The organism is Micromonospora sp. NPDC047557 (assembly GCF_043205095.1).
In the GTDB taxonomy this organism is placed as follows: Bacteria; Actinomycetota; Actinomycetes; order Mycobacteriales; family Micromonosporaceae; genus Micromonospora.
This window is the reverse complement of sequence record NZ_JBIDDK010000001.1, coordinates 429269-453364: the sequence shown is the minus strand read 5'-3', so window position 1 is coordinate 453364 and position 24096 is coordinate 429269. Positions and strand designations below refer to the sequence as shown.

Sequence of the window (24096 nt, the reverse complement as noted above, 5' to 3'; positions counted from 1 at the left end):
AGTTGCGTGGATCTTGGGACGAGGGGTGGCCTGCGGGCCGCGGACCGGGCCGGGGGTGCGCGGCGCGGGGCGACGCGACCTGGGCGGAAGGGGGTGGCTGTCGGTCGGCGGGGATAGGCTTGTTGGCGTGCACCCCCCGTCCGACTGGACGAGGGGCCGCCGTCGTGTGCGTCGACTTTCTGGAAGGACTCCCTTGCTCACCGGTCTGTTCTCCGCCGCCCTGGCCGACCCCGGGCTGACCCGGGCGCGTGACCTGGCGCGCTCCGGTGCCGCCCAGGTCGACGGCCTCGACATCACCGCTCCGGCGGCGCTGCGCCCGTTCGCGGTGGCCGCCGTCGCGGCCGACCCCGACGGCACCGGTGGCGGGGCCGGGCGACCCGTGCTGGCGGTGACCGCCACCACCCGGGAGGCCGACGACCTGGCCGCCGCGCTGGGTGCGCTGCTGCCGCCGGAGCAGGTGGTGGTCTTCCCCTCCTGGGAGACGCTGCCGCACGAGCGGCTCTCTCCCCGCTCCGACACGGTGGGCCGCCGGCTGGCCGTGCTGCGCCGCCTCGCGCACCCCGAGTCGACCGACGCACACGGCGGCACCGGGCCGCTGCGGGTGGTCGTGGCGCCCGTCCGTTCACTGCTGCAACCGCAGCTCAAGGGGCTCGGTGACCTGGAGCCGGTGCAGCTCGCCGCCGGCGAGGAGGCGGACCTGGAGGAGGTCGCCCGCCGGCTGACCGACATGGCGTACGCCCGGGTCGACCTGGTCACCAAGCGCGGCGAGTTCGCGGTGCGCGGCGGCATCCTGGACGTCTTCCCGCCCACCGACGAGCACCCGTCCCGGGTGGAGTTCTGGGGCGACGAGGTGGAGGAGATCCGCACCTTCGCCGTCGCCGACCAGCGGACCATCGAGCAGGTTCCGCTGCTCTGGGCGCCGCCCTGCCGCGAGTTGCTGCTCACCCCGGCGGTCCGCGAGCGGGCCGCGGCGCTCGCCGAGCAGCACCCGGAGCTGGCCGAGATCCTGGACAAGCTGGCCGAGGGCATCCCGGTGGAGGGGATGGAGTCGCTGGCGCCGGTGCTGGTCGGCCCCGACTCGCTGGAGCTGCTGCTGGACGCCATGCCGGCCGGCACCCACGTCCTGCTGTGCGACCCGGAGCGCATCCGCACGAGGGCGCACGACCTGGTGCGTACCTCGGAGGAGTTCTTGCAGGCCAGCTGGGCCGCCGCCGCGGTCGGTGGCCAGGCCCCGGTGGACGTCGGCGCCGCCGCCTTCCGCACCCTGGGCGAGGTCCGCGCCACCGCCGCCAGCCTCGGCCAACCGTGGTGGACGCTGTCCCCGTTCGGTCTGGGTGAAGCCGAGACCGCCGAGACGCGCCAGCCCTGGGAGGACGCGCCCGAGCATGCCGTGGTCACCCCGGACGACGCCATCGCGGTGACCCTCGCCGCGCAGCCGGCCCCGCTCTACCACGGCGAGACGGCGCGGGTGGTCGACGACCTCAAGCGCTGGGCCGGCGAGGGCTGGTCGATCGCGCTGGTCTTCGAGGGCCACGGCCCCGCCCAGCGGGCGGTGGAGGTGCTGCGCGACGCCGGGCTGGGCGCCCGGCTGACCGAGGAGGTGCCGACCGCGCCCGCCCCCGGCGAGCTGGTCGTCTCCTGCGGCGCGCTGGGCAGTGGGTTCGTCGACGAGGCGTCCCGTTTCGTGCTGCTCACCGGCAACGACGTCACCGGCGGTCGGGGCACCTCGACGCGGGACATGCGCAAGATGCCGAGCCGCCGGCGCAACACCATCGATCCGCTGGAGCTCAAGGCCGGCGACTTCGTGGTGCACGAGCAGCACGGCATCGGCCGGTACGTCGAGCTCGTGCAGCGCACCGTCAACGGCGCCAGCCGGGAATACCTGGTCATCGAGTACGCGGCCAGCAAGCGGGGCCAGCCCGGCGACCGGCTGTTCGTCCCGACCGACCAGCTCGACCAGCTCTCCCGCTACGTGGGCGGTGAGCAGCCGACGCTGCACAAGATGGGCGGCTCGGACTGGCAGAAGTCCAAGGCGCGGGCTCGCAAGGCGGTCCGGGAGATCGCCGCGCAGCTCATCCAGCTGTACGCCGCCCGCAAGGCGTCCAAGGGCCACTCGTTCGGCCCGGACACCCCGTGGCAGCGGGAGCTGGAGGACGCGTTCCCGTGGCAGGAGACGCCGGACCAGCTCGCCGCGATCGACGAGGTCAAGCGGGACATGGAACAGACCGTCCCGATGGACCGGCTGATCTGTGGCGACGTCGGCTACGGCAAGACCGAGATCGCGGTCCGGGCGGCGTTCAAGGCCGTGCAGGACGGCAAGCAGGTGGCGGTGCTGGTGCCGACGACGCTGCTGGTGCAGCAGCACTACAACACCTTCGCCGAGCGGATGAGCCAGTTCCCGGTGCAGATCCGGCAGCTGTCGCGGTTCCAGACCCCGAAGGAGACCGAGCGGACGCTGGAGATGGTCGCCGACGGCACCGTCGACATCGTCATCGGCACCCACCGGCTGCTCCAGACCGCGACCCGGTTCAAGCAGCTCGGTCTGGTGATCGTCGACGAGGAGCAGCGGTTCGGCGTCGAGCACAAGGAGCACCTCAAGACGCTGCGGGCCTCGGTCGACGTGCTGAGCATGTCGGCCACCCCGATCCCGCGCACCCTGGAGATGGCGATCACCGGCATCCGGGAGATGTCCACCATCGCCACCCCGCCGGAGGAGCGGCACCCCGTGCTCACCTTCGTGGGCGCGCAGGACGACCGGCAGGTCGCCGCGTCCATCCACCGTGAGCTGCTCCGCGACGGGCAGGTCTTCTACCTGCACAACCGGGTCGAGTCGATCGATCGGGCGGCGCGGCGGCTGCGGGAGCTGGTCCCCGAGGCGCGGGTCGCGGTGGCGCACGGCCAGATGGGCGAGGAAGCCCTGGAGAAGGTCATGGTCGGCTTCTGGGAGAAGGAGTTCGACGTCCTGGTCTGCACCACGATCGTCGAGTCGGGCATCGACATCCCGAACGCCAACACCCTGATCGTGGAGCGGGCCGACCTGCTCGGCCTGGCCCAGCTGCACCAGATCCGAGGCCGGGTCGGCCGGGGGCGGGAGCGGGCGTACGCCTACTTCCTCTACCCGCCGGAGAAGCCGCTCACCGAGCACGCCCACGAGCGGCTGGCCACCATCGCGCAGCACACCGAGCTGGGCGCCGGCATGTACGTGGCCATGAAGGACCTGGAGATCCGGGGCGCCGGCAACCTGCTCGGCGGCGAGCAGTCGGGGCATATCGAGGGCGTCGGTTTCGACCTGTACGTGCGCATGGTCGGCGAGGCGGTCTCCGCGTTCAAGGGTGAGCGGCCGGAGGAGGAGACCGACGTCAAGATCGACCTGCCGATCGACGCCCACCTGCCGCACGACTACGTGAGTGTGGAGCGGCTGCGCCTGGAGATGTACCGCAAGCTCGCCGAGGCACGCGACGAGGAGCGTCTGCGCGAGGTCGTCGCCGAGATGACCGACCGGTACGGCGAGCCGCCGGCCCCGGTGCAGAACCTGGTGGCGGTGGCCCGGTTCCGCCTGCTGGCCCGCCGGTACGGACTGAGCGACGTGACCATGCAGGGCAAGCACATCCGGTTCGGGCCGCTGCCGCTGCCCGACTCGAAGCAGATGCGGCTCAAGCGCTACCACCCGGACGCCGTCTACAAGCAGGCCACCGACCAGGTCAGCGTGCCCCGACCGACCACCCGTCGGATCGGCGGCGAGCCGCTGCGTGACCAGGCGCTGCTCGAGTGGTGCGCGCAACTGCTCTCCGACGTGCTGGGCGCCCCCGCCCCGCTGGTCGCCGCGGCCGGCTGAGCGCCGCGGCGCCCCGGCCGTTCAGCGGGAGCGGCGGACGGGCCGGTGGAGGTGGGGGGCGTCACAGCGCCGGGTGATGGCGTGAGAGAGTGACGGTCATGCGTGCTCGCCGTCTTGTCGCCGTCGCCACCGTGGCGGTCGGCATCGTCGCCCTCTCCGGTTGCCGTGCCGAGCCCGGTGTCGCCGCCTACGTCGGGGATCACCGCATCACCCAGGATGCGGTCAACGCCATGCTGGACGACCTGCGGGCGAAGAACCCGACGCCCCCGGCCGAGGACCCGTCCGCCGCTGAGCGGCCGCCGCTGCCCGGCCCGGCCCAGGTGACCAGCGTGCTGGTGCTCGGCGAGGTGTGCGGGCGGGTGTCCAAGGAGAAGAACTACCAGCCGCGCGCCCAGGTGTCGCCCGAGCAGGCCGCCCAGCAGTTCGGGCTCTCGCCCGACACCCGGTACGTGCGCTCGGTCGCCGAGCTCTACACCTGCCTGTCCGGGGTGCCGTCCGGCGAGGCGGTCGCCCCGACCGACAAGGAGTTGGCCGACGTGATCGCGGCGGGTCGCAAGGCCGCCAAGATCCCGGCCAACGTGAGCGACGAGGACGCCGCCCGTCAGCTCGACGGCGAGCAGTCGCGCGACCAGCTGCGCGCCGCGCTCGCGACCCGCAGGTCGCTGGTCGAGGCGGTCGAGAGCCACGACGTGACAGTCAACCCCCGGTACCGGCCGCTGGAGTTCCCGGTGCTGACCTTCGAGGGCAACGCTCCCGCGGTGAGCGTGCCGCTGGGCGAGGCGGGCTCCGGAACGGTCACCGACGTCTCCACCCCGGACACGGTGCCGTCGAGCGCGAACCCGGACGCCGAGGGCACGGCCAGCTGAGCATGACGGCACGGATCGTCCTGCTGGTCACCTCACCCCGGTTGCCGGCCGGCCTGCTGACCTCGGCCGCCTGGGACGTCGTACGCCAGCATCCGGTCCTGGCGGGCGCGGAGAGCGAGTTGACCACGGCCGTGCGTCAGGCGGGCACCGAGGTGCGGGTCGTGGACGGCCCGGCGACACAGCCGCTGCTCGACACGGTCGCGGCGCACGGCACGGCGGTCTGGTTGGCCGGCCCGGCCGGCGACGAGGCCCTGGCCCGGGAGTTGGGTCTGCGGCTGGCCCGGCAGCCAGGGCTGGCCGAGTTGGAGCTGATGTACGGCTCGTGGGACCCGCCGGGGGCCCGGCTGCTCGACGCGGTGGCCGTGCTGGACCGGTTGGCCTCGCCGGGCGGCGACCCGTGGAAACGGGCGCAGACGCACCGCAGCCTCGCGGGCTACCTGCTGGAGGAGAGCTACGAGGCGTACGACGCGATGGTCGCGGACGACACCGACTCGCTGCGTGAGGAGTTGGGCGACGTGCTGTTGCAGGTGGTCCTGCACGCCCGGCTCGCCCAGGAGTTGCCCGAGGGCGAGCGGTGGACCATCGACGACGTGGCCGGTGGCCTGGTCGACAAGATGATCCGGCGCAATCCGCACGTCTTCGCCGGCGCCGAGGCGGGCACGCTGGACGAGATCACCGCCAACTGGGAGCGGATCAAGCGGGCCGAGAAGGCGCGCGATTCCGTCCTGGACGGTGTGGCGCTCAGCCAACCCGCCCTGGCCCTGGCCGCGCAGATCCTGGAACGCGCCACCCGCAACGGCATCGAGGTCCCCCCTCCGCTGGCCGCCACGCAGGTGGACGCCGAAGCGCGACTGGGCGCGAGCCTGCTGGCAACGGTCGTCGCGGCCCGCGAGGCGGGTATCGACCCCGAAGCGGCCCTCCGCCGGGCCACCCTGGCCTACGCCCAAGCCGTCCGAGCCGCCGAAACCGAGCCCCCACCCCCACCCCCACCCCCACCCGTCGACCCTCGGTGATCAAGAGGTTCGCGTCAGAATCCGGCTCGGATCTGACCCAAACCTCTTGATCACCGAGGTGGGCGCGGAGGGCTGGGTAGGGTGGGGCCGGTGGAGGAGTTTGGGGTACTCGCGGAGCGGGTTGTCGAGGCTCTGCTGGAGTCGCGGCCGGGGGTTGCCACCTCGGCCGGTGATCACCGGTTCGACGATCGGCTGCCGGATCTGTCCGCCGACGCGCTGGCCGCCGATCGGGTGATGCTCTCCGACGCGGCGAACGCGCTGTCCGAACTGGACCCCGACGCGCTGGACGTCGACGAGCAGGTGGATCACGCGCTGCTCACCTCCTTCGTGGACCGGGAGCTGTTCGAGCTGACCGAGATCCGGTCGCACGAGTGGGATCCGCTGCACCACAACCCCGGTCCGCTGCTGCACCCGCTGCTGGCCCGCTCGTACGCCCCGGCCGAGGTGCGGTTGACGCAGCTGGCCGGCCGGCTCGCCGCCGTACCGGATGCCCTCGCCACCGCCCGCGCGACGCTGCGGGACATGCCGCGGATCCACGCCGAGACGGCGGTCGGGCAGTTCACCGGCACGGCCGCGCTGATCCGCGACGAGCTGCCGCCGCTGCTCGCCCAGGCGCCGAGCGCCCTCGACCGGGTCGAGCCGGCGGCCACCGCCGCGATCGCCGCGCTGGAGGAGTTCGTCGCCTGGCTGCGCGCCGGCCTGGCCGCCGACGCGGGCGCCGGCCGCGACCCGCGACTGGGCCGCCGCCGCTGGGAGGCGCGGCTCTGGCACACCCTGGACACCGAGCTGGGGGCCGCCGAGATCCAGCGCCGCGCCTGGGCCAACCTGGACCGGGTCACCGCCGAGATCCGCGACGCGGCCGTCGAGCTGGTCGGTGGCCGGGCCGACGACGAGACGGTACGCCGGGCGCTGGACGTGCTCGCCGCCGAGCACCCGGACGACTCGACAATCGTCGAGCTGGCCGGCGTGACCCTGGACGAGGCGACCGACTTCGTCCGCCTGCACGACCTGGTGACCCTGGTCGACGACCGGTGCGTGATCCAGGAGATGCCGGAGTTCGCCCGGGGGGTCGCGGTGGCCTACTGCGACTCGCCCGGCCCGCTGGAGACCGCCGCCCTGCCGACCTTCTACTGCATCGCGCCCACCCCGGCGGACTGGTCGGCCCTGCGCGTGGACTCCTTCTACCGCGAATACAACGATCACATGGTCCGCAACCTCACCGTGCACGAGGCGGTGCCCGGCCACTTCCTCCAGCTCGCCCACGCCCGGCGGCACGTCGGCGGCACGCGGGTGCGGGCGCTGGCCCGCTCCGGCCCGTTCGTCGAGGGCTGGGCGGTGTACGCCGAGGAGCTGATGGCCGGGCTCGGCTTCGGCGGCCTGCCGGTGCGGTTGCAGCAGCTCAAGATGCAGCTGCGCATGACCATCAACGCCCTGCTCGACCAGTTGGTGCACGCCGAGGAGCTGCCCGAGGTCGAGGCGATGGCGCTCATGATCGGGCGCGGCTTCCAGGAGGAGGGCGAGGCGGCCGGCAAGTGGCGCCGTTCGCTGCTCACCTCGACGCAGCTCTCCACCTACTTCGTCGGGTACAGCGAGATGGCCGAGATCGCCGCAGCCCGCCCGGACGGGGTGTCGGTGCGCGACTGGCACGACGCGATGCTCGCCCAGGACTGCCCGCCGCCGCGCCACCTGCGCACCCTGCTGGGCATCTGACCCGGCTCGGTCGAGCCGGTCAGGAGCCACCCGGTCGACGGTCCACCACGCCGGCTCCGGCGGGCGGGTCGAAGGCGTTCTCCTCCACCGTCTCGGAGTAACTGCTCAACGCCAGCTCCATCGGTTTGCCGTCGACCGAGCCGAGGAAGCTGCCGAGCACGCCCTCGGTGGTCACGCAGGCGCTGAAGTCGCCGTCCGAGCGCTGCACCTCGACGCATGCGGCGTGATGCCCGGCGACCGTGGTGTCGCTCTGCTTGATCACCGCCTGCGGGTCGAGCGCGGCGGCGGTCAGCAGCCCGACCACCACCGGCGGGGTGACCAGACCCTGCCGGTTCGCCTCGGTGAAGAGCGCCACGGTGGGCTTGCTGCCCGGGGTGGGTGGCGCCACGAGCGTGCACGCCATCCGACCGCCGGTCGCCGTGCAGCGGGTGACGGCGTCCGGTGTGACGGTGAGCCGCCCACCCGGGTAGGTGTACGCGGAGCGGGCCGGATCCTGCGCCTGCACGATCGCGGCGGTCTGGCCGCCGGGCAGCTGGTAGTCGGCCGAGTAGGTCAACTCCAGCGCCCGGTCGAGGCGGGCGGCGAGGTCGTTGACGAGATCCGAGCGACCCAGGGCGGTGCCGGCGTCCTCGTATGTCTGACAGCCGGTGACCGTGAGCGACGCGATGACCGACACGGCGAGCATGCGGAGGGTGGTCGAGGCGGCGGGCATGACGACCAGCCTGGTGGATCAAGTCGGCGCAGCGCAAACCCGTTGCCGGTTGACGCCCGGAAATCCGGGAATGTCCGTCAGTGCGGGGCGACTCGGGTGCGCGGGCGACGCCGTGCCCGATCCCGCGGCCCGATACGCTGCGTTCAACACCTGCCTCAGCCGCACCGTCGCGGCCCACCCACGGACCGGATCACAACAACGAGGAGCGACTCAGTGGCAACCATCGAGGGAATCGTCGCCCGGGAGATTCTCGACTCGCGGGGCAACCCGACGGTCGAGGTCGAGGTCGGCCTGGACGACGGCACGGTGGCCCGCGCCGCAGTGCCCTCCGGCGCCTCTACCGGCGCGTTCGAGGCGATCGAGCTGCGCGACGGTGACGCCGACCGCTACCAGGGCAAGGGCGTGGAGAAGGCGGTCTCCAACGTCGAAGACAAGATCGTCGACCAGATCATCGGGTACGAGGCCAGCGAGCAGCGGCTCATCGACCAGAAGATGCTCGACATCGACGGCACCGACAGCAAGTCGGAGCTGGGCGCGAACGCCATCCTCGGGGTCTCCCTGGCGGTGGCGAAGGCGGCTGCCGGTAGTGCCGAGCTGAGCCTCTTCCGCTACCTGGGCGGCCCGAACGCGCACCTGCTGCCGGTGCCGATGATGAACATCCTCAACGGTGGCGCGCACGCCGACTCCAACGTCGACATCCAGGAGTTCATGGTCGCGCCGATCGGTGCGCCCACCTTCCGCGAGGCGCTGCGCTCGGGCGCGGAGGTCTACCACGCGCTGAAGTCGGTGCTGAAGAAGAAGGGCCTGTCCACCGGGCTCGGTGACGAGGGTGGCTTCGCGCCGAACCTGCCCACCAACGCGGCCGCCCTGGACCTGATCGCCGAGGCGGTCGAGAAGGCCGGTTACCGGCTCGGCACCGACATCGTGTTCGCCCTCGACGTGGCGGCCACGGAGTTCTTCGACAACGGCACCTACACCTTCGAGGGCGCCGCGAAGTCCGCCGAGGAGATGAGCACCTACTACACGAAGCTGGCCGACGAGTACCCGATCGTGTCGATCGAGGACCCGCTGGCGGAGGACGACTGGACGGGCTGGCAGACGCTGACCGCCTCGATCGGCGACCGGGTGCAGATCGTCGGCGACGACCTGTTCGTGACCAACCCGCAGCGCATCGCCCGCGGCATCGCGGAGAAGGCGGCGAACGCCGTCCTCGTCAAGGTCAACCAGATCGGTTCGCTGACCGAGACCCTGGACGCGGTGGACCTGGCCCACCGGGCCGGCTTCAAGTGCATGATGAGCCACCGCTCCGGCGAGACCGAGGACACCACCATCGCCGACCTGGCGGTGGCCACCGGCTGCGGCCAGATCAAGACCGGCGCGCCGGCCCGCTCGGACCGGGTCGCCAAGTACAACCAGCTGCTCCGGATCGAGGAGGAGCTGGCCGACGCGGCGCGCTACGCGGGCGCGGGTGCGTTCCCGCGTTACCGTTCGGCCTGAGACGTGGTCGGGAAGCCCCACCCCGGGGCTTCCCGGCAATCTCTGTAACGCATGGAGCCTCGGGGGAGGGGTGTGACGATGCAGCGCCGCACACCGGGTGGTCAACGTCCCGCCCGTCGACCGGGTCAGTCCGGCCGGCCGGGTGCTGGCCGGGCGACCCGTGGCTCGCTCCGGGACGCCGGCGTACGCGCCGAACCGCGCGGCGCCGCCGGTCGGGCGCCGGGCGCGGTCCGGGGCGCCGAGGGCGTGCGCTCCGCGAACCGTCCGGCCGCTGCCCGGCGTACGGCCTCGGGCGGCGCCGTGAAGCGGCTGGCCGCGCCCCATCCCCGTCGCTTCACCGGCAGGGCCACGGTGCTGTGCGCGGTGTTGATCGCGCTCGCCCTCGCGTACACCTATCCGGTGCGCGTCTACCTGGACCAGCAGGCCGACATCGAGCGGATGGAGGCCGCCCAGGCGGCGCAGGAGGCCGAGATCGCCAAGCTCGCCGCCGAGGCCGCGAAGTGGAAGGACGACGAGTACATCACGACGCAGGTTCGGGAGCGGTTCTTCATGGGCCGGCCGGGCGAGAAGATGATGGTGGTGCTGAACGACCCGGAGGGCGCCGCCCGCGACGCCGGGAAGTCGCCCGGCTCGGGCGCCCCGGCCGGTCCGACGACCTGGTACGACACGCTCTGGTCGAGTGTGCGGGCGGCGGACAGCCAGCAGCCGGGCAAGTGAACCACCGACCAGCACACCAGGAGAGACGAGCACCGTGACTGTCGCACCACCGCCGGAGTCGGCGGCGGATTCCGTACCCCTGCCGCAGCGGGAGCCGGCCACCGAGGCCGACCTGGCCGCGGTGGCGGCGCAGCTCGGCCGGACGCCCCGGGGCACCCGGGCGGTGGCCCACCGCTGCCCGTGCGGCCTGCCCGACGTGGTGGAGACGACGCCCCGCCTCGCCGACGGCACCCCGTTCCCGACGCTGTACTACCTGACCTGCCCCCGGGCCACCGCGGCGTGCAGCCGGCTGGAGTCGGCCGGGCTGATGCGGGAGATGGCCGACCGGCTGACGACGGATCCGGAGCTGGCCGCCCACTACCGGGCCGCGCACGAGGACTACCTGGCCCGCCGGGAGGCGATCGGCGAGGTGCCGGAGATCGCCGGCATCTCCGCCGGTGGGATGCCGGGCCGGGTGAAGTGTCTGCACGTGCACCTCGGCCACGCCCTGGGCGCCGGCCCCGGCGTGAACCCGTTCGGTGACGAGACGTTGGCGCTTGTCGAGCCCTGGTGGGCGAGCGGCAGGTGCGTCGACGTGCCCTCGGCCGAATGACAGCGCAGGCCGAGGGGCAGATCCTGGTGCGGCGTGCCCGCACCGGGGACGTACGGGGCATCCGCCGGTTGGTCGACACGTACACCGACGACCGGCGGCTGCTGAGCAAGGCCACCGTCACCCTCTACGAGGACGTGCAGGAGTTCCGCGTGGCGGTCCGGCCCGACGACGGCGTCGTGGTGGGCTGCGGAGCGTTGCACGTGATGTGGGAGGACCTGGCCGAGATCCGCACGGTGGCAGTCGACCCGTCCTGCCGTGGCCAGCGGATCGGGCACCGGCTGGTGGGTGAGCTGATCGACGCGGCCCGGGAGCTGGGCGTCGCGCGGATCTTCGTACTGACCTTCGAGACCCGGTTCTTCGGCTCGTTCGGGTTCCGGGAGATCGACGGCGCTCCGGTGCCGCAGCCGGTCTACGAGCAGCTGCTGCGCTCGTACGACGAGGGTGTCGCGGAGTTCCTGGACCTGGAGCGGGTCAAGCCGAACACGCTGGGCAACACCCGGATGCTGCTGCGGCTGTGAGCGGCGCGGGTCGCCGGTTGTCGTAGGGTTGCCGGGTGACGACGCGTGTGGCGGCCATCGACTGCGGGACCAACTCGATCCGACTGCTGGTCGCCGACCTGCCCGAGAAGTCGGCCGGGCCGCAGGCCCCGCTGACCGACGTGACCCGGCGGATGGAGATCGTCCGGCTCGGCCAGGGCGTGGACCGGACGGGCCGGCTGGCGCCGGAGGCGATCGAGCGGACGCGGGTGGCGCTGGCGTCGTACGCCGCCGACATCGAGAAGTTGGGCGCCCAGCGGGTGCGGATGTGCGCCACCTCGGCCTCCCGCGACGCCGCCAACGCCGCCGAATTCACGGAGATGGTGCAGCGCACCCTCGGGGTGCCGCCCGAGGTGGTCAGCGGCGACGAGGAGGCCCGGCTGTCGTTCACCGGTGCGGTGCGCGGCCTGCCCGCCGACGCGTTGGAGCCGTTCCTGGTCGTCGACATCGGCGGTGGCTCCACCGAGTTCGTGGTCGGTGACCGGGCGTCCGGCGTGCGGTCGGCGATCTCCGTGGACATCGGCTGCGTCCGGATGACCGAGCGGCACCTGGCGGGCGACCCGCCGACGGCCGAGCAGATCGCCGCCGCGCAGGCCGACATCGCCGCCGTGGTGGACCGGGCGCTCGCGGCGGTGCCCGGCCGCGAGGCGGCCACCCTGGTCGGCCTCGCCGGTTCGGTCACCACAGTGGTCGCCATCGCCCAGGGCCTGCGGGAGTACGACCCGGAGCGCATCCACCACGCCCGGGTGTCGTACGAGGCGGTGGCGCGGGTGACCGCGGACCTGCTGTCGCGGACCAGCGCGCAGCGGCTGGAGATTCCGGTGATGCACCCGGGCCGGGCCGACGTGATCGGGGCGGGCGCGCTCGTGCTCCGCGTGATCATGGAGCTGGCCGGGATGCCCTCGGTGGTCGCCTCGGAGCACGACATCCTCGACGGCATCGCCTGGAGCCTCCAGTAGGCCACGCGCGGCCTTGATCGACTTCGCATCGCCGATATCGCGGTGTCCCGCTGGTCCGGACACCCCGATATCGGCGATTTCGTGTTGATCTGAGACCAAACCCCGTCCGTCGGCGTGGAATCGTTGACGGTACTTCGCATTGCACACTAGTGTGCAATGCGTGGACACCACACAGTTGTTGAAGGGCGTGCTCGATCTGGCCGTCCTGGCCGTCCTCAAGGAGGAGGACGGCTACGGTTACGACATCCTGCGCCGGCTCCGCGAGGCTGGTCTGGAGGAGATCGGCGACGCCTCGGTCTACGGCACGCTGCGCCGTCTCTTCGCCGCCGGCCTGCTCACCACGTACGTCGTGCCGAGCGAAACCGGCCCGCACCGCAAGTACTACTCACTCAACGCCGCCGGGCGTGACCAGTTGACCCGCTCCGGCAAGCTCTGGCGCTCGTTCGCCACCACAATGGACACTCTGCTCGACGATCGGGGGCTGGCGGCATGACCGTCACGGAGCAGGAGATCACCGACTACGTGGCGCGGGTCCGGGCCGCTCTGGCCGACCTGCCGCCCGACCGGCTCAACGAGCTGACCGAGGATCTCGCCGACCATCTCACCGAGGTCGCCGCCGAGGCCGAGGGCACCCTCGTCGAGCGGCTGGGTGAGCCGGAGACGTACGCCGCCGAGCTGCGCGCCGCAGCCGGCGTCGGCGTGGGCGGTGGGCGCAACCTCGACCAGCGGGTCGCCACCGCAGTGGTCCGGCTCCGCGGCCGGCTGCGCGCGATCGACGCCCGGCTCGGCCCACCCCTGGGGTACGCCACGGCCAGCGACTTCCTCCGTCTGCTGCGCCCGGGTTGGTGGGTGGTGCGCGGCTATCTGGCGGCGATGCTGGTCACGGTGATCACCACGGGTGGCAGCTTCGGCGTGCTGCCCCGGTTCGGTGGTGAGCTGCTGGCCGGCCTGATCATGCTGATCGGTTTCGTACTCGCCTCGATCTGGCTCGGTCGCCGTTCGGCTCAGCTGACCCGCTGGCCGCGCTCGGCGGTGCAGGTCGGCAGCGCGGTGCTGGTGGTCTTCGCGCTCTCCGCCCTGATGCAGGCCGAGGACCGGATGCGCTACGGCGACTACGGCATCGACCCGACGTCGATCAACGGCCCGTACGACAACGTCCGGGACGTCTTCGTCTACGACAGTGAAGGCCGGCTGGTGGAGAACGCCCGGCTGTTCGATCAGAACGGCAATCCGATCCGCCTGGGCTACCCGGACTGCGAAGGCCGCGTCGACGAGTACGGCAACCCGCTGCTGCGCCCGTACCCGTACTGTCCGAGCCAGGCGCCCTTCGGCCCGCGCGCCCCCGGAGCGCCCGTCCCGCCGACAATCGAGCCGCAGCCGACCGACACGTCGACACCGAGCGAGACCCCGTCGGTTCCGACTCCTGCGCCGAGCACGGCGAGCCCGAGCGTGACGCCGAGTGCCACACCGAGTGGCGTCCCGACCCCGACCGCGACGAGCTGACGGGCGATGTGAACCAGATCATGCACACGATGCTGGGAAATAGCTGAACGGACGAGGCGAGCGGGACGACACCGGAAATCAATGATCGTTACGGTGTCGTCTGCTCATCCACCCCTCGGAAGGAACCCCCGTGTCAGAGCAGGTCGCACCGCCCCCCGCGTCCGACGCCGCGCCGCAGCAGCCGGCCGTCGAGACGCCCGCTCAGCCGGGTGTCGAGACGCCGCCCCCGGCCGAGCCGGAGGCGAAGAAGTCCGGTGGGAAGAAGGCGCTCGGCATCATCGGCGCGATCGTCGTGTTTCTCGTCATCGCCGGCCTGAAGTTCGGTCTCGGCGCGGCGATCGGCAGCTTCATGAACAAGGACGAGACGGCCGACGCCAAGGCCGGTGACTGCATCGCGGAACTGCCCGAGATCAAGGGCGACAAGGAGGAGGAGGTCGACGGCGCCAAGGTCGTCGAGTGCACCTCCACCGACGCCGCGTACAGCGTGGTCGGTCGGATCGACGGGCAGACCGAAGCCCAGGCCAAGGCCGAGACCACCTGCAACGAGTTCTTCAAGGAAGACCAGGAGGGGTACGTCTTCTACAGCATCGAGTCGGGCAAGAAGGGGTACGTGCTCTGCCTGACCAAGAAGGCCTGACCGAAAAGGTCAGACCGAGCTGAGAGACCGATGACGGCGGTGGGGGAGCGTTCCCCGCCGCCGTCGGCGTACCCCGGTCACCGTCCGGCGAACAGGAGGTGAATGCCACTGTTCCGGCGTCTTCCCGGCGGAGGCGCGGCATGGCAGGCTACCGGCACGTAGGACCACTGGGCGACCAGCCAACGATGACTGACCGCTAGGAGGACGGCCGATGGGCGACATGGTGAGCTACCGCAGCAACGGGGGTACGAGCGAGGGGTATCTCGCGATACCCGCGAGCGGCACGGCCAGCCCCGCCGTCATCGTCATCCAGGAGCGGTGGGGTCTCGTCCCGCACATCCGGTCGGTCGCGGACCGGTTCGCCGAGGCCGGCTTCGTCGCCCTCGCCCCGGACTTCTACCACGGTGAGACCACCAGCGAGCCGGACGAGGCGCAGCGTCTGCTGCTGGCGATGCGGATGGACGAGGCGGCGAAGGACATCGCCGGCGCCGCCGACTACCTCGCGGGGCGCCCGGAGGTCACCGGCAAGGTCGGCGCCGTCGGGTTCTGCGCCGGTGGCAGCCTCGCCCTCTGGTCGGCGACCCTCTCCGAGCGGATCGTCGCCACCGCCGGCTTCTATCCCGTGCTGCCCTGGGAGTCGATGCGCCCCGACTGGGTCGACTACGCCGGCAAGACGGCCGTCATCCACTGCTCCGAAGAGGACGGCACCTCGGCCGCCGAGGGTGTGCAGACCGCACGCCGGGCCATCGAGGAGGCCGGCGGCACCTGCCAGCTCTACGACTACCCGGGCACCTCGCACTCGTTCTTCAACGACGACCGGCCGGAGGCGTTCGACCAGCGTTCCGCCGCCAGCGCCTGGGCCCGCACCCTCGAACTCTTCCGGGCCAAGCTTGGCTGAGCCGCGTACGCCCGACCAGGTCGTCGCCCGCGCCGCGCGGGCGACGGACCTGGCCGACCTCGACGCGGCGGTCAGCGACTGTTTCGCCTGTCCACGGCTGGTCCGGTGGCGGGAGGAGGTGGCCCGCACCCGGCGGGCCGCCTTCCGCGACCAGGAGTACTGGGGTCGACCGGTGCCGGGCTTCGGCCCCGCCGACGCGCGGATCGCCATCCTCGGGCTCGCGCCCGCCGCGCACGGTGGCAACCGCACCGGCCGGATCTTCACCGGCGATCGTTCGGGTGACGTGCTCTTCGCGGCCCTGCACCGGGCCGGGCTGGCGAACCAGCCGACCAGCGTCGCCGCCGACGACGGGCTGGCGCTGCGCGACACCCGCATCTTCTCGGCCGTCCGCTGCGCTCCGCCGGACAACAAACCAACCCCGGACGAGCGGGACACCTGCGCGCCCTGGCTGCACCGCGAGGTCACGCTGATCCGGCCCACCCTGCGCGTCGTGGTCGCGCTCGGCGCGTTCGCCTGGGCCGCGTGGTGGCCGGTGCTGCGCCAGGTGTACGGGCAGCGCCCGCCCAGCCCGCGACCGGCGTTCGGTCATGGGGCACACTGGTCCGGCGCGGCCGTGCCGGACTTGCTCGGTTGCTACCACGTCAGCCAGCAGAACACCTTCACCGGGCGGCTGACACCGGGGATGTTGGACGATGTCTTCGGCCGGGCCAAGCAGCTGGCCGAAGTGGACTGAGAACGCGTGGGGTGGTGGCGATGACGAACGGAACACGCCCGCCCACGCCGTCCCCGCTCGCCGGGTCGGGTGTGGTCCGCCCGGTGCTCGGCCTGCTGCGCCGATGGTGGCCGGTGGGTGCGGTCTCGGCGCTGCTCGCGGCCGCCGCACTGGCCTCGGCGCACTCGTCGATCGGCGCCAGTCAGATCCCGCCGGCCGCGGAGAACGTCCCCTGGGTGCCCGAGTACCCGACGGATACGCCGTCGCCGCCGCCGTCGATCCCGGTCGAGCCGAGGGACGCCGGCGAGGCCACCCAGGCGCACATCCCGCAGTGGATCGCCACCGTGGCGATGGTTCTGCTCGGGCTGGCCATCCTCGCGGTGCTGGGTTATCTCAGCTGGCTCCTGCTCCGTGGCGCGCTGCGCCGCACCTCGCGGGCGCTCCCAGCGCAGCGTGCCCGGCGTACGGCCGAGGGCACCGCCCGCGAGGTGGTCGCCGCCCTGGACGCCGGCCTGGTGGAGCTGGACGACCAGGCAACCGATCCCCGCGTCGCGGTGATCGCCTGCTGGGTACGCCTCGAGGAGGCCGCCGCCGCGGCCGGTGTGCCCCGGCGGCCCGGCGACACCCCGACCGACCTGGTCACCCGGCTGCTGCGGGGTGACCCGTCGACCGGGGTCCCGGCGATCGTCAGCGCCGATGTGCTGGCCGAGTTCGCGCACGTCTACCGCGAGGCCCGGTACGCCACGCGTGAGGTCGACGAGGGCACCCGCGACCAGGCCCGCGCCGCGCTGCGGCGGCTACGCGGTGAACTCACCATCGTGACGACGGGCGCCCCCGAGGTGTCGTCGTGAACCGGCCGGGGATGGTGCGACGGTGAGCGGCAGCGCTAGCATCGACGACCTGCTCACCTTCGAGGAGGAGCGGCCGAGGCAGGCCGAGCGTGAGCGGGGTGGCCGGGCCGGGCGCGTCTTCCGGGCCCTGGCCGGCAACGCCGCCCTGGTCGCCGTGCTGGTCGTCGGTCTGCGGGCGGTCGGTCTGCAGGTGTCGCTGGTGATCCTGGTGGCCGGTGTGTTCGCGGTGTCCGCGGTGCGCCGGGTCGCTGCCGCGCTCGCGCCGCCACCGGCGGCGATGTCCCGTGCTCCGCGTCATCAGTACGACGACGACGGCACCTGGAACTGGGGCGCCCGGGACGCGCTGCGCGCCGCCATCAACGGCTGGGAACTCCCGCTGGACTGGTCCACGACGCGACCCGAACGCTTCACCGGGGTCATCCTGCCCCGGCTCGCGGAACTGGCCGACGAGCGGCTGCGCCTGAAGCACGCCGTGACCCGCGAGTCGGACCCTGCCCGCGCCCGTGCCCTGCTGGGTGACCGGCTGTGGACGTTCCTGGAATCCCCGCCCCGCCGCCCCCCGTCGCCGCGCGATCTCGCGGTGATCGTCGCCGAACTGGAGAAGATCTGATGAACGACGTGGACCGGAGCATGCCCGCCGCCGAGGTCGGTCGCCTGGCCCGGGCCGTCCTGGACGCGGTCGGCACCGTCGTGGTCGGCAAGCGGGACGCGTTGGAGCTGGTCCTCGCCGGGATTCTGGCCGGTGGGCACGTGCTCCTGGAGGATCTGCCCGGCCTGGGCAAGACGCTCACCGCGCGCTCCTTCGCCCAGGCGCTCGGGTTGGACTTCCGCCGGCTCCAGTTCACCCCGGACCTGCTCCCCGCCGACGTCACCGGCTCCTTCCTCTACGACCAGCGCAACGGCGACTTCGCCTTCCGCGCCGGGCCGGTGTTCACCAACCTGCTCCTCGCCGACGAGATCAACCGGACGCCGCCGAAGACCCAGTCCGCGCTGCTGGAGGCGATGCAGGAGAAGCAGGTCTCGGTGGAGGGCGTGACGTACAAGCTGGACGAGCCGTTCCACGTGCTGGCCACCGCCAACCCCATCGAGTACGAGGGGACCTACCCGCTGCCCGAGGCGCAACTGGACCGGTTCCTGCTGCGGGTCTCCTTCGGCTATCCGGAGCACGAGGAGGAGTGGGAGGTGCTGCGCCGTCGGATGGGCCGCCGCCGCGAGGAGGCGGACATCAAACCGGTCGTCGACGCCGCCACCCTGCGGGCGATGCAGGCCGCCCTGGAGGACGTGGTGGTGGAGGACTCCATCGGCCGGTACATCGTGTCGTTGACCGCGGCCACCCGGGAACATCCGTCGGTGCTGGTCGGCGCCTCGCCGCGTGGCTCGTTGGCGCTGCTGCTGCTGTCCCGGGTGCGCGCGGTGTTCGGCGGCCGGGACTACGTGGTGCCGGAGGACGTCAAGGAGGTGGCGGCGCCCGCCCTGGCCCACCGGATCACCCTGCGCCCGGAGATGTGGCTGCGCCGCGTTGACCCGGCCTTCGTGGTGGGTGAGGTGTTGGAGGCGACGCCCGCCCCGGCCAGCGGAGCGCTGCCCAGCTACGCCGCCGGCGGGCTCCGGCGCTGATGACCGGCCCGACCGCGCCCGCGCCGCGATCCACCGAGCCGGAGTCGGCCGCCGGCTGGGCGCCCACCCCGGCGCTCGGCCGCGCGGTGCTGCTCGCCGGCCTGTTGCTGGTGGCGGGGGTCCTGCTGGGGCGGGTCGATCTCGTCGTGCTGGCCGCCCCGTTCGCGCTGGGCACCGCGTACGCGCTGCGCCGCAGGCCCACGACGCTGCCCCAGGTCTGGATCACCGCCGGGGACGACGGACCGCTCGTCGAGGGTGGCGAGGTGTCGGCCGCGGTCAGTGTCGGCAACCCGGACGCGGTCGACTACGACCTCGTGGTGGTGCGGTCCCGGGTCTCGCCGTGGTTGCGGATCATCCGGGCCGGTTTCGCCGGCACCGGCCCCGCCGACGATGCCCCGCCCGCCGACGGCTCACCCGCTGCCGGCACGTCCGCCGGCACCGGCCGTTCCGTCGCCGATCGGCCGTTCGTGACCTCGGTGCCCGCCGCCGCGGCGGTGGACCTGGAGTTGGCCGGCCGGGCGCTGCGCTGGGGCCGGCACCCGGTCGGTCCGGCCGGCGCGCGGGTCGCCACGGCGGGTGGCCTGCTGGTCTCCCGAGCGGTGTTCACCGAGCCGGTCGCGGTGCGGGTCTATCCGCGTACCGAACCGTTCGAGGCGGTGGAGGCGATGCCCCGCGCCGCTGGCCTGGTCGGCGCGCACCACTCCCGCCGGCCCGGTGAGGGCGGCGAGCTGGCCGGCGTACGGATCTTCGCCCCCGGCGACCGGCTCCGTCGCGTCGACTGGCGGGTGTCGCTGCGCGCCCGGCAGTTGCACGTGGCGGCCACCCTCTCCGACCGGGACGCCGAGGTGGTGGTGCTGCTCGACGTGCTCGCCGAGGCCGGGCGCTCCGGCGGGGTGGACGGCTCCGCCTCGGTGCTGGACACCACCGTGCGGGCCACCGCGGCGATCGCCGAGCACTACCTGCACCGGGGCGACCGGGTGTCGCTTGTGGAGTACGGGCCGGGGGCCCGCCGGTTGCGCGCGGCCGCCGGCCGCCGGCAGTACCTGACCGTCCTGGAGTGGCTGCTCGACGTGCGCGCCGAAGCGTCCCAGCACGAGCCGTACGACCAGGTCTTCGGCCCGCAGCAGCTCTCCTCGGACGCGTTGGTGGTGGTCCTCACCCCGCTGCTGGACGAGCGGTCGGCGCAGATGCTGGCGCGGCTGGCCCGCTCCGGCCGGTTCGTGGTGGCCGTCGACACGCTGCCGGCCAACCTGACGCCGCCGAAGGATCGGGGTTGGGCCGAGGTGGCGTACCGCCTGTGGCGGCTGGACCGGGAAACCATGATCGGGCAGCTCCGGGAGCACGGCGTGCCCGTCGTGCGCTGGGCCGGCGCGGGCAGCCTGGACCAGGTGCTGCGGGACGTGGCGCGGCTGGCGACGGCCCCAAGGGTCGGTTCCCGGTGAGCGGTCGAGAGGGCTGGTACCCGGCGCGGATCGAGGGTGAGTGCAGATGATCGACGCGATCACCGGGCGGGTTCGGGCTGCTCAGGGCGCTGTTGCACGGATCAGCGCCGTTCCGCTGATGGTCCGGGCCGCGATCTTCGTCACCGCGCTGGCCGGGCTGGCGCTGGCGTTTCCCGCCGAGGTGTTGACCGGCCGCCCGCTGCTGCTCCTGGCGGTGGCCGCGCTGCTGCCCGCGGTGGGTCCGCGGCGGCTGTGGCCGACCTTCGTGGCGCTGGTCATGGTCGGTGGCTGGCTGCTCGCCACCGACGGATACGGCCGACCGGTGGCGTTGTGGCGGCTGCTCGCCGTCGCCGCGCTGTTGTATCTGGGGCACTCCCTGTGCGCGCTGGCGGCGCTGCTGCCGTATGACGCGGTGGTGGATCCGGAGCTGGTCACCCGGTGGTTGCTGCGGGTGGCGGCGGTGCTGTTGGGTACGGCCGTGCTGGGGGTGCTGCTGTTGCAGGCGGCGGGCCTGGGCGGGGAGGCCGGTTATCAGTGGGTCACCGTGCTGGGGCTGGTGGTGGCGGTGGGTCTCGTCGCGTTGCTGGGTTGGCTGCTGCGGCGAAGGTGAACCCCTGAGACGAGAGAGTTATGCAGGTCACAGGGGTTGTGTTCCGTCACAGATGGGGGGCGCGAGCGGGATTACCTGAGCCGGGCGGGGAAAGATAGATGACGTGAATCCGAAGCGGATCCTTGTGGTGGGTGCCGGGCACGTCGGTCTCTACGCGGCCCTGCGCCTGTCAAAGAAGCTCAGCTCCCGTGAGGCTGAGGTCATCGTCGTGGACCCCCAGCCCCACATGACCTACCAGCCCTTCCTGCCCGAGGCCGCGGCGGGAAACATCTCCCCCCGGCACTCCGTGGTGCCGCTGCGGCGGGAGCTGCGCCGGTGCAAGGTGGTGGCGGGAACGGTCACGCGGGTCGAGCACGACCGCAAGGTGGCCACCGTGCAGCCGATCGTCGGCCCGGCCCGGGAGATCGCGTACGACCACGTGATCGTCGCGCCGGGTTCGGTGTCCCGGACGCTGCCGATTCCGGGCCTGCACGAACAGGGCATCGGGTTCAAGACCATCGGTGAGGCGATCTACCTCCGCAACCACGTGTTGGACCGGCTGGACGTCGCGGCCGTGACCCCGGATGCGGAGGTGCGCCGCTCGGCGCTGACCTTCACGTTCGTCGGTGGCGGTTACGCGGGCATCGAGGCGCTCGCCGAGATGGAGGACATGGCCCGGGACGCCCTGCGCTACTACCCGGAGCTGAAGCCGGAGGACATGCGCTGGGTGCTCGTCGAGGCCACCCAGCGGGTGCTGCCCGAGGTCGACCGGGACATGGGCGCCTATACGGTGCAGCAGCTCATGAAGCGCAACATGGACATCCGGCTGGACACCCGCCTGGAGTCCTGCGTCGACGGGGTGGTCAAGCTCTCCGACGGGGACAGCTTCCGGTCCGACACGATCGTCTGGACGGCCGGCGTGAAGCCGTCGCCGATGCTGGACGCGACGGACTTCCCGCGTGACGAGCGCCGGCGGGTCACCTGCATTCCCACCCTCCAGGTGGTCGACGGTGACCGGGTCATCGAGGGCGCGTGGAGCGCCGGTGACTGCGCCGCCGTGCCGGACCTGACCAAGGAGCCGGGCAACTTCTGCTCGCCGAGCGCCCAGCACGCGGTGCGTCAGGCGGCGCGGATGGCCGACAACATCGTCGCGGTGATCCGGGGCCGCGAGCCGGTCAACTACAAGCACAAGCACGCCGGCAGCGTCGCCAGCCTCGGCCTGCACAAGGGCGTCGCCCAGGTGTACGGCATCAAGATGACCGGCTGGCCGGCCTGGTTCATGCACCGGACGTACCACATGAGCCGGATTCCCTCGTTCAACCGCAAGGTCCGGGTGGTGGTGGACTGGTCGCTGGCGTTCTTCCTCAAGCGTGAGGTCGTCGCCCTGGGCCAGCTGCACGACCCGCGCGAGGAGTTCGTCGAGGCGTCCCAGCCGGTGGGCGCGCCGCGCGTCTGAGCAAACTGAACGAAAGGGCCCCTCCTGCTCAGGAGGGGCCCTTTCGCGGTACTCGGCGTCAGACCCGCCAGATCCAAGCGTCGGCGACGCGGGTGGCCGGGCCGTACAGCTGCTCCAGGGTCGCCCGCAGGCTGTCGGCGTGCGGCGCGTCGTCGGCCAGCGCCACGCAGGACGCGCCCCAGAAGTCGACGTCCCGGGCGGCCTGCCGGCGCTGCTCGTCGCCGATGGCCGGCTGGTCGCCGCGGCGGGCGACGTCGGCCAGCAGGGCCGAGGTGGGCTGCTTGAAGGTGCCCATGGCGGCGGTGCCACCGCGCCCGTACGGGCCGATGAAGAACCCCTCGGGCAGGCCGAACCCGGCGTCGGCGGCGGCTGCCCAGCGCATCGGCCACGGTTCCTTGGGGGTGGGCAGTGGCACCGGGACCAGCACCCCGCCCGGGCGGACGCACTGCCGCCAGTGCCCGCCGGTGATGAACTCCGGCACGGCGGGCCGCTCGGCGGTCGGCAGTGGGGTCGGGAAGATCGGCAGCAGGGCGGCGATGACGGCCAGCGGCACCAGCCGCCGCGCCCGGCCGGTGCCGCGCAGTGCCCGGTCGACGGCCACGACGAGCAGCGTCGCCACGATCGGGAGCAGCGCCAGGCCGAACCGCATCGGCAGCGCGCCGTCCACCACCGGCAACCCGGCCAGCAGGGCGTACGGGCCGGGCAGCGCGGTGCGGGTGCCGCCGAGCACCACCTCCGGGCCGAGGGAGAGCGCGACCATCACCAACGCCGCCACCACGCAGGCGAGCACCAGCCGGCGCCGGCCGGCCCAGACCGCGCAGGCGGCGGTGATCAGCAGCAGCGGCCAGCCGAGGAAGGTGTTGTATTCGGCGGGGCCGGTGGTCAGCCGGGACGCCTCGTCGCTGCCGGCGACCGACAGCGGGGAGACCGCCCACCAGCTGCTGAGGTCGGCCGAGAAGTAGGCCGGGCTGAACATCCCGTCGGCGACGCCCTGCGGCCCGGCGAACTGGAACCAGAGCGGGTAGCCGAGCACCAGCAGCGCCAGGCCGGCGGCGATCGCCAGCCCGCCGGCGAATCCGGGCAGTGCGCGCCGGGCGAGGTCCCGGTCCGCGACGGCGTAGCTGATCGCCATCACCAGGAGTGTGACGGCGGAGAGGAAGAGGACCTCCTCGCCGATGAAGACCTGCGCGGTGACGGCCGCGGCCAGACCGGCAGCGGAGCTGATCATCCGTCGTCGGTCCGGGCCGACCGATCGGGCGCGGCCCGCCGCGTCGGTTGTCGTGGGGCCGGGGTCGGACGCGCGGAGCAGCCGGAGCACCAGCCAGACGATCACCGGCACCAGCCACTGCGCCGTCATGTGCAGGTGGCTGTTGGACTGCGAGATCATGCCCGGGCCGAAGCCGCACAGTCCGCCGCCGAGCGCGGCAGCGAGGCGGTGGGCGCGCAGCGTCCGGTGGAACAGCAGATACCAGGCGAGGGCGGTGCCGGCCAGGTTGGCGGCGGCGAGCAGCGCGAAGGTGGTGGGCGCGCCGAGCAGGAGGGTGATCGGCGCGCAGACGACGCCGAGCGCGATGACCGTGGTGTTGGCCATCAGGTTGACACCGTCCGGGGCGTTGAGCCGGTCGGTGAGCAGGTGGAAGTCGCCGAGCAGCGCCCGCGCGTCGACCGCCAGGAACCACTCGTAGAGCGTCTGGTCCTCGGGGTTGAGCGCCAACGTCCGCCCACCCGGGTCGGGCCACAGGCCGTGGGTCAGCCAGCCGGCGAGCGCCACCCAGACCAACGCGACCAGCAGATCCGCCCGGTGGCGGCGGACGGCGGCCAGCAGCCGGACGGCCCGGGGTCGGCGGTTGACCTGATCGTCGAGGCGGAAGACCTGGTCAGGGGCGGCGTCGGGGGCCGTTGGGGCTGCGCTGCTCACGGCATCGACCCTAATGTGGCCAGCCCGGCGGGGTAC

General features: G+C 72.7%; 22 protein-coding genes. 20 read left to right on the top strand and 2 right to left on the bottom strand.

Features of this window, described 5'->3' with window-relative positions; translation table 11 throughout:
- The first annotated feature begins 193 nt into the window (after window positions 1–193).
- From mfd to ACGGAQ_RS02000, 4 genes are all read left to right on the top strand, one after another.
- Entirely contained in the window at window positions 194–3835 is a 3642-nt protein-coding gene (mfd, locus tag ACGGAQ_RS02015) for a transcription-repair coupling factor (protein WP_393043745.1), read from the top strand.
- A 98-nt stretch (window positions 3836–3933) separates the two neighbouring features.
- Window positions 3934–4701, top strand: a complete 768-nt coding sequence (locus tag ACGGAQ_RS02010; RefSeq protein WP_393043743.1) for a hypothetical protein — start codon at window positions 3934–3936, stop codon at window positions 4699–4701.
- A 2-nt stretch (window positions 4702–4703) separates the two neighbouring features.
- Window positions 4704–5714, top strand: a complete 1011-nt coding sequence (locus ACGGAQ_RS02005) for a nucleoside triphosphate pyrophosphohydrolase (protein ID WP_393043741.1) — start codon at window positions 4704–4706, stop codon at window positions 5712–5714.
- A 90-nt stretch (window positions 5715–5804) separates the two neighbouring features.
- Entirely contained in the window at window positions 5805–7424 is a 1620-nt protein-coding gene (locus ACGGAQ_RS02000; protein WP_393043739.1) for a DUF885 domain-containing protein, read from the top strand.
- A 19-nt stretch (window positions 7425–7443) separates the two neighbouring features.
- On the opposite strand, the gene ACGGAQ_RS01995 is transcribed toward ACGGAQ_RS02000, so the two are convergent.
- Window positions 7444–8136, bottom strand: coding sequence for a hypothetical protein (locus ACGGAQ_RS01995; protein WP_393043738.1), 693 nt, complete (start codon window positions 8134–8136; stop codon window positions 7444–7446).
- Between the two features lie 213 nt (window positions 8137–8349).
- Between ACGGAQ_RS01995 and eno the strand changes: the two genes are divergently transcribed.
- The 16 genes from eno to ACGGAQ_RS01915 all read left to right on the top strand — a co-directional run bounded on the left by eno (window position 8350) and on the right by ACGGAQ_RS01915 (window position 22142).
- A complete protein-coding gene (gene eno / locus ACGGAQ_RS01990) occupies window positions 8350–9633 on the top strand; it encodes a phosphopyruvate hydratase (RefSeq protein ID WP_393043736.1) in 1284 nt (427 codons plus the stop codon).
- A 78-nt stretch (window positions 9634–9711) separates the two neighbouring features.
- Entirely contained in the window at window positions 9712–10350 is a 639-nt protein-coding gene (locus ACGGAQ_RS01985; RefSeq protein ID WP_354854147.1) for a septum formation initiator family protein, read from the top strand.
- A 34-nt stretch (window positions 10351–10384) separates the two neighbouring features.
- Window positions 10385–10942 carry a DUF501 domain-containing protein gene (locus ACGGAQ_RS01980; protein ID WP_393043733.1) on the top strand — a complete coding sequence of 186 codons (558 nt, stop codon included), beginning with the start codon at window positions 10385–10387 and terminating at the stop codon, window positions 10940–10942.
- Window positions 10939–11460 carry an amino-acid N-acetyltransferase gene (locus ACGGAQ_RS01975; RefSeq protein ID WP_234584104.1) on the top strand — a complete coding sequence of 174 codons (522 nt, stop codon included), beginning with the start codon at window positions 10939–10941 and terminating at the stop codon, window positions 11458–11460. Before ACGGAQ_RS01980 ends, ACGGAQ_RS01975 begins: the two co-directional genes overlap by 4 nt.
- 47 nt (window positions 11461–11507) lie before the next feature.
- Window positions 11508–12437: an exopolyphosphatase gene (locus ACGGAQ_RS01970; protein ID WP_393045617.1), complete on the top strand. Its 930-nt coding sequence runs from the start codon at window positions 11508–11510 to the stop codon at window positions 12435–12437.
- A 160-nt stretch (window positions 12438–12597) separates the two neighbouring features.
- Complete coding sequence (locus tag ACGGAQ_RS01965) at window positions 12598–12930, top strand: PadR family transcriptional regulator (RefSeq protein ID WP_234584103.1); 333 nt, start codon at window positions 12598–12600, stop codon at window positions 12928–12930.
- Window positions 12927–13940 carry an HAAS signaling domain-containing protein gene (locus ACGGAQ_RS01960; RefSeq protein WP_393043731.1) on the top strand — a complete coding sequence of 338 codons (1014 nt, stop codon included), beginning with the start codon at window positions 12927–12929 and terminating at the stop codon, window positions 13938–13940. The genes ACGGAQ_RS01965 and ACGGAQ_RS01960 overlap by 4 nt, the downstream gene beginning before the upstream one ends.
- Window positions 13941–14070: 130 nt before the next feature.
- Window positions 14071–14577 carry a hypothetical protein gene (locus ACGGAQ_RS01955; RefSeq protein WP_393043729.1) on the top strand — a complete coding sequence of 169 codons (507 nt, stop codon included), beginning with the start codon at window positions 14071–14073 and terminating at the stop codon, window positions 14575–14577.
- A gap of 211 nt (window positions 14578–14788) precedes the next feature.
- Window positions 14789–15475 carry a dienelactone hydrolase family protein gene (locus ACGGAQ_RS01950; protein ID WP_393043727.1) on the top strand — a complete coding sequence of 229 codons (687 nt, stop codon included), beginning with the start codon at window positions 14789–14791 and terminating at the stop codon, window positions 15473–15475.
- The gene (locus tag ACGGAQ_RS01945) at window positions 15468–16208 is read left to right on the top strand and encodes a uracil-DNA glycosylase (RefSeq protein WP_393043725.1); all 741 of its coding nucleotides are present in this window, start codon (window positions 15468–15470) and stop codon (window positions 16206–16208) included. Before ACGGAQ_RS01950 ends, ACGGAQ_RS01945 begins: the two co-directional genes overlap by 8 nt.
- 20 nt (window positions 16209–16228) lie before the next feature.
- The gene (locus tag ACGGAQ_RS01940) at window positions 16229–17038 is read left to right on the top strand and encodes a DUF4129 domain-containing protein (RefSeq protein WP_393043723.1); all 810 of its coding nucleotides are present in this window, start codon (window positions 16229–16231) and stop codon (window positions 17036–17038) included.
- Between the two features lie 22 nt (window positions 17039–17060).
- Window positions 17061–17648 carry a hypothetical protein gene (locus tag ACGGAQ_RS01935; protein ID WP_393043721.1) on the top strand — a complete coding sequence of 196 codons (588 nt, stop codon included), beginning with the start codon at window positions 17061–17063 and terminating at the stop codon, window positions 17646–17648.
- A complete protein-coding gene (locus ACGGAQ_RS01930) occupies window positions 17648–18655 on the top strand; it encodes a MoxR family ATPase (protein ID WP_357573301.1) in 1008 nt (335 codons plus the stop codon). The genes ACGGAQ_RS01935 and ACGGAQ_RS01930 overlap by 1 nt, the downstream gene beginning before the upstream one ends.
- Complete coding sequence (locus ACGGAQ_RS01925) at window positions 18655–20097, top strand: DUF58 domain-containing protein (RefSeq protein ID WP_393043719.1); 1443 nt, start codon at window positions 18655–18657, stop codon at window positions 20095–20097. Before ACGGAQ_RS01930 ends, ACGGAQ_RS01925 begins: the two co-directional genes overlap by 1 nt.
- 46 nt (window positions 20098–20143) lie before the next feature.
- Window positions 20144–20707, top strand: a complete 564-nt coding sequence (locus ACGGAQ_RS01920; RefSeq protein WP_393043717.1) for a hypothetical protein — start codon at window positions 20144–20146, stop codon at window positions 20705–20707.
- Between the two features lie 103 nt (window positions 20708–20810).
- Window positions 20811–22142, top strand: coding sequence for an NAD(P)/FAD-dependent oxidoreductase (locus ACGGAQ_RS01915; RefSeq protein ID WP_354854169.1), 1332 nt, complete (start codon window positions 20811–20813; stop codon window positions 22140–22142).
- 58 nt (window positions 22143–22200) lie between these two features.
- Here ACGGAQ_RS01915 and ACGGAQ_RS01910 read toward each other — a convergent pair whose 3' ends face one another.
- Window positions 22201–24060: a hypothetical protein gene (locus ACGGAQ_RS01910; protein WP_393043715.1), complete on the bottom strand. Its 1860-nt coding sequence runs from the start codon at window positions 24058–24060 to the stop codon at window positions 22201–22203.
- Window positions 24061–24096 lie beyond the last annotated feature (36 nt).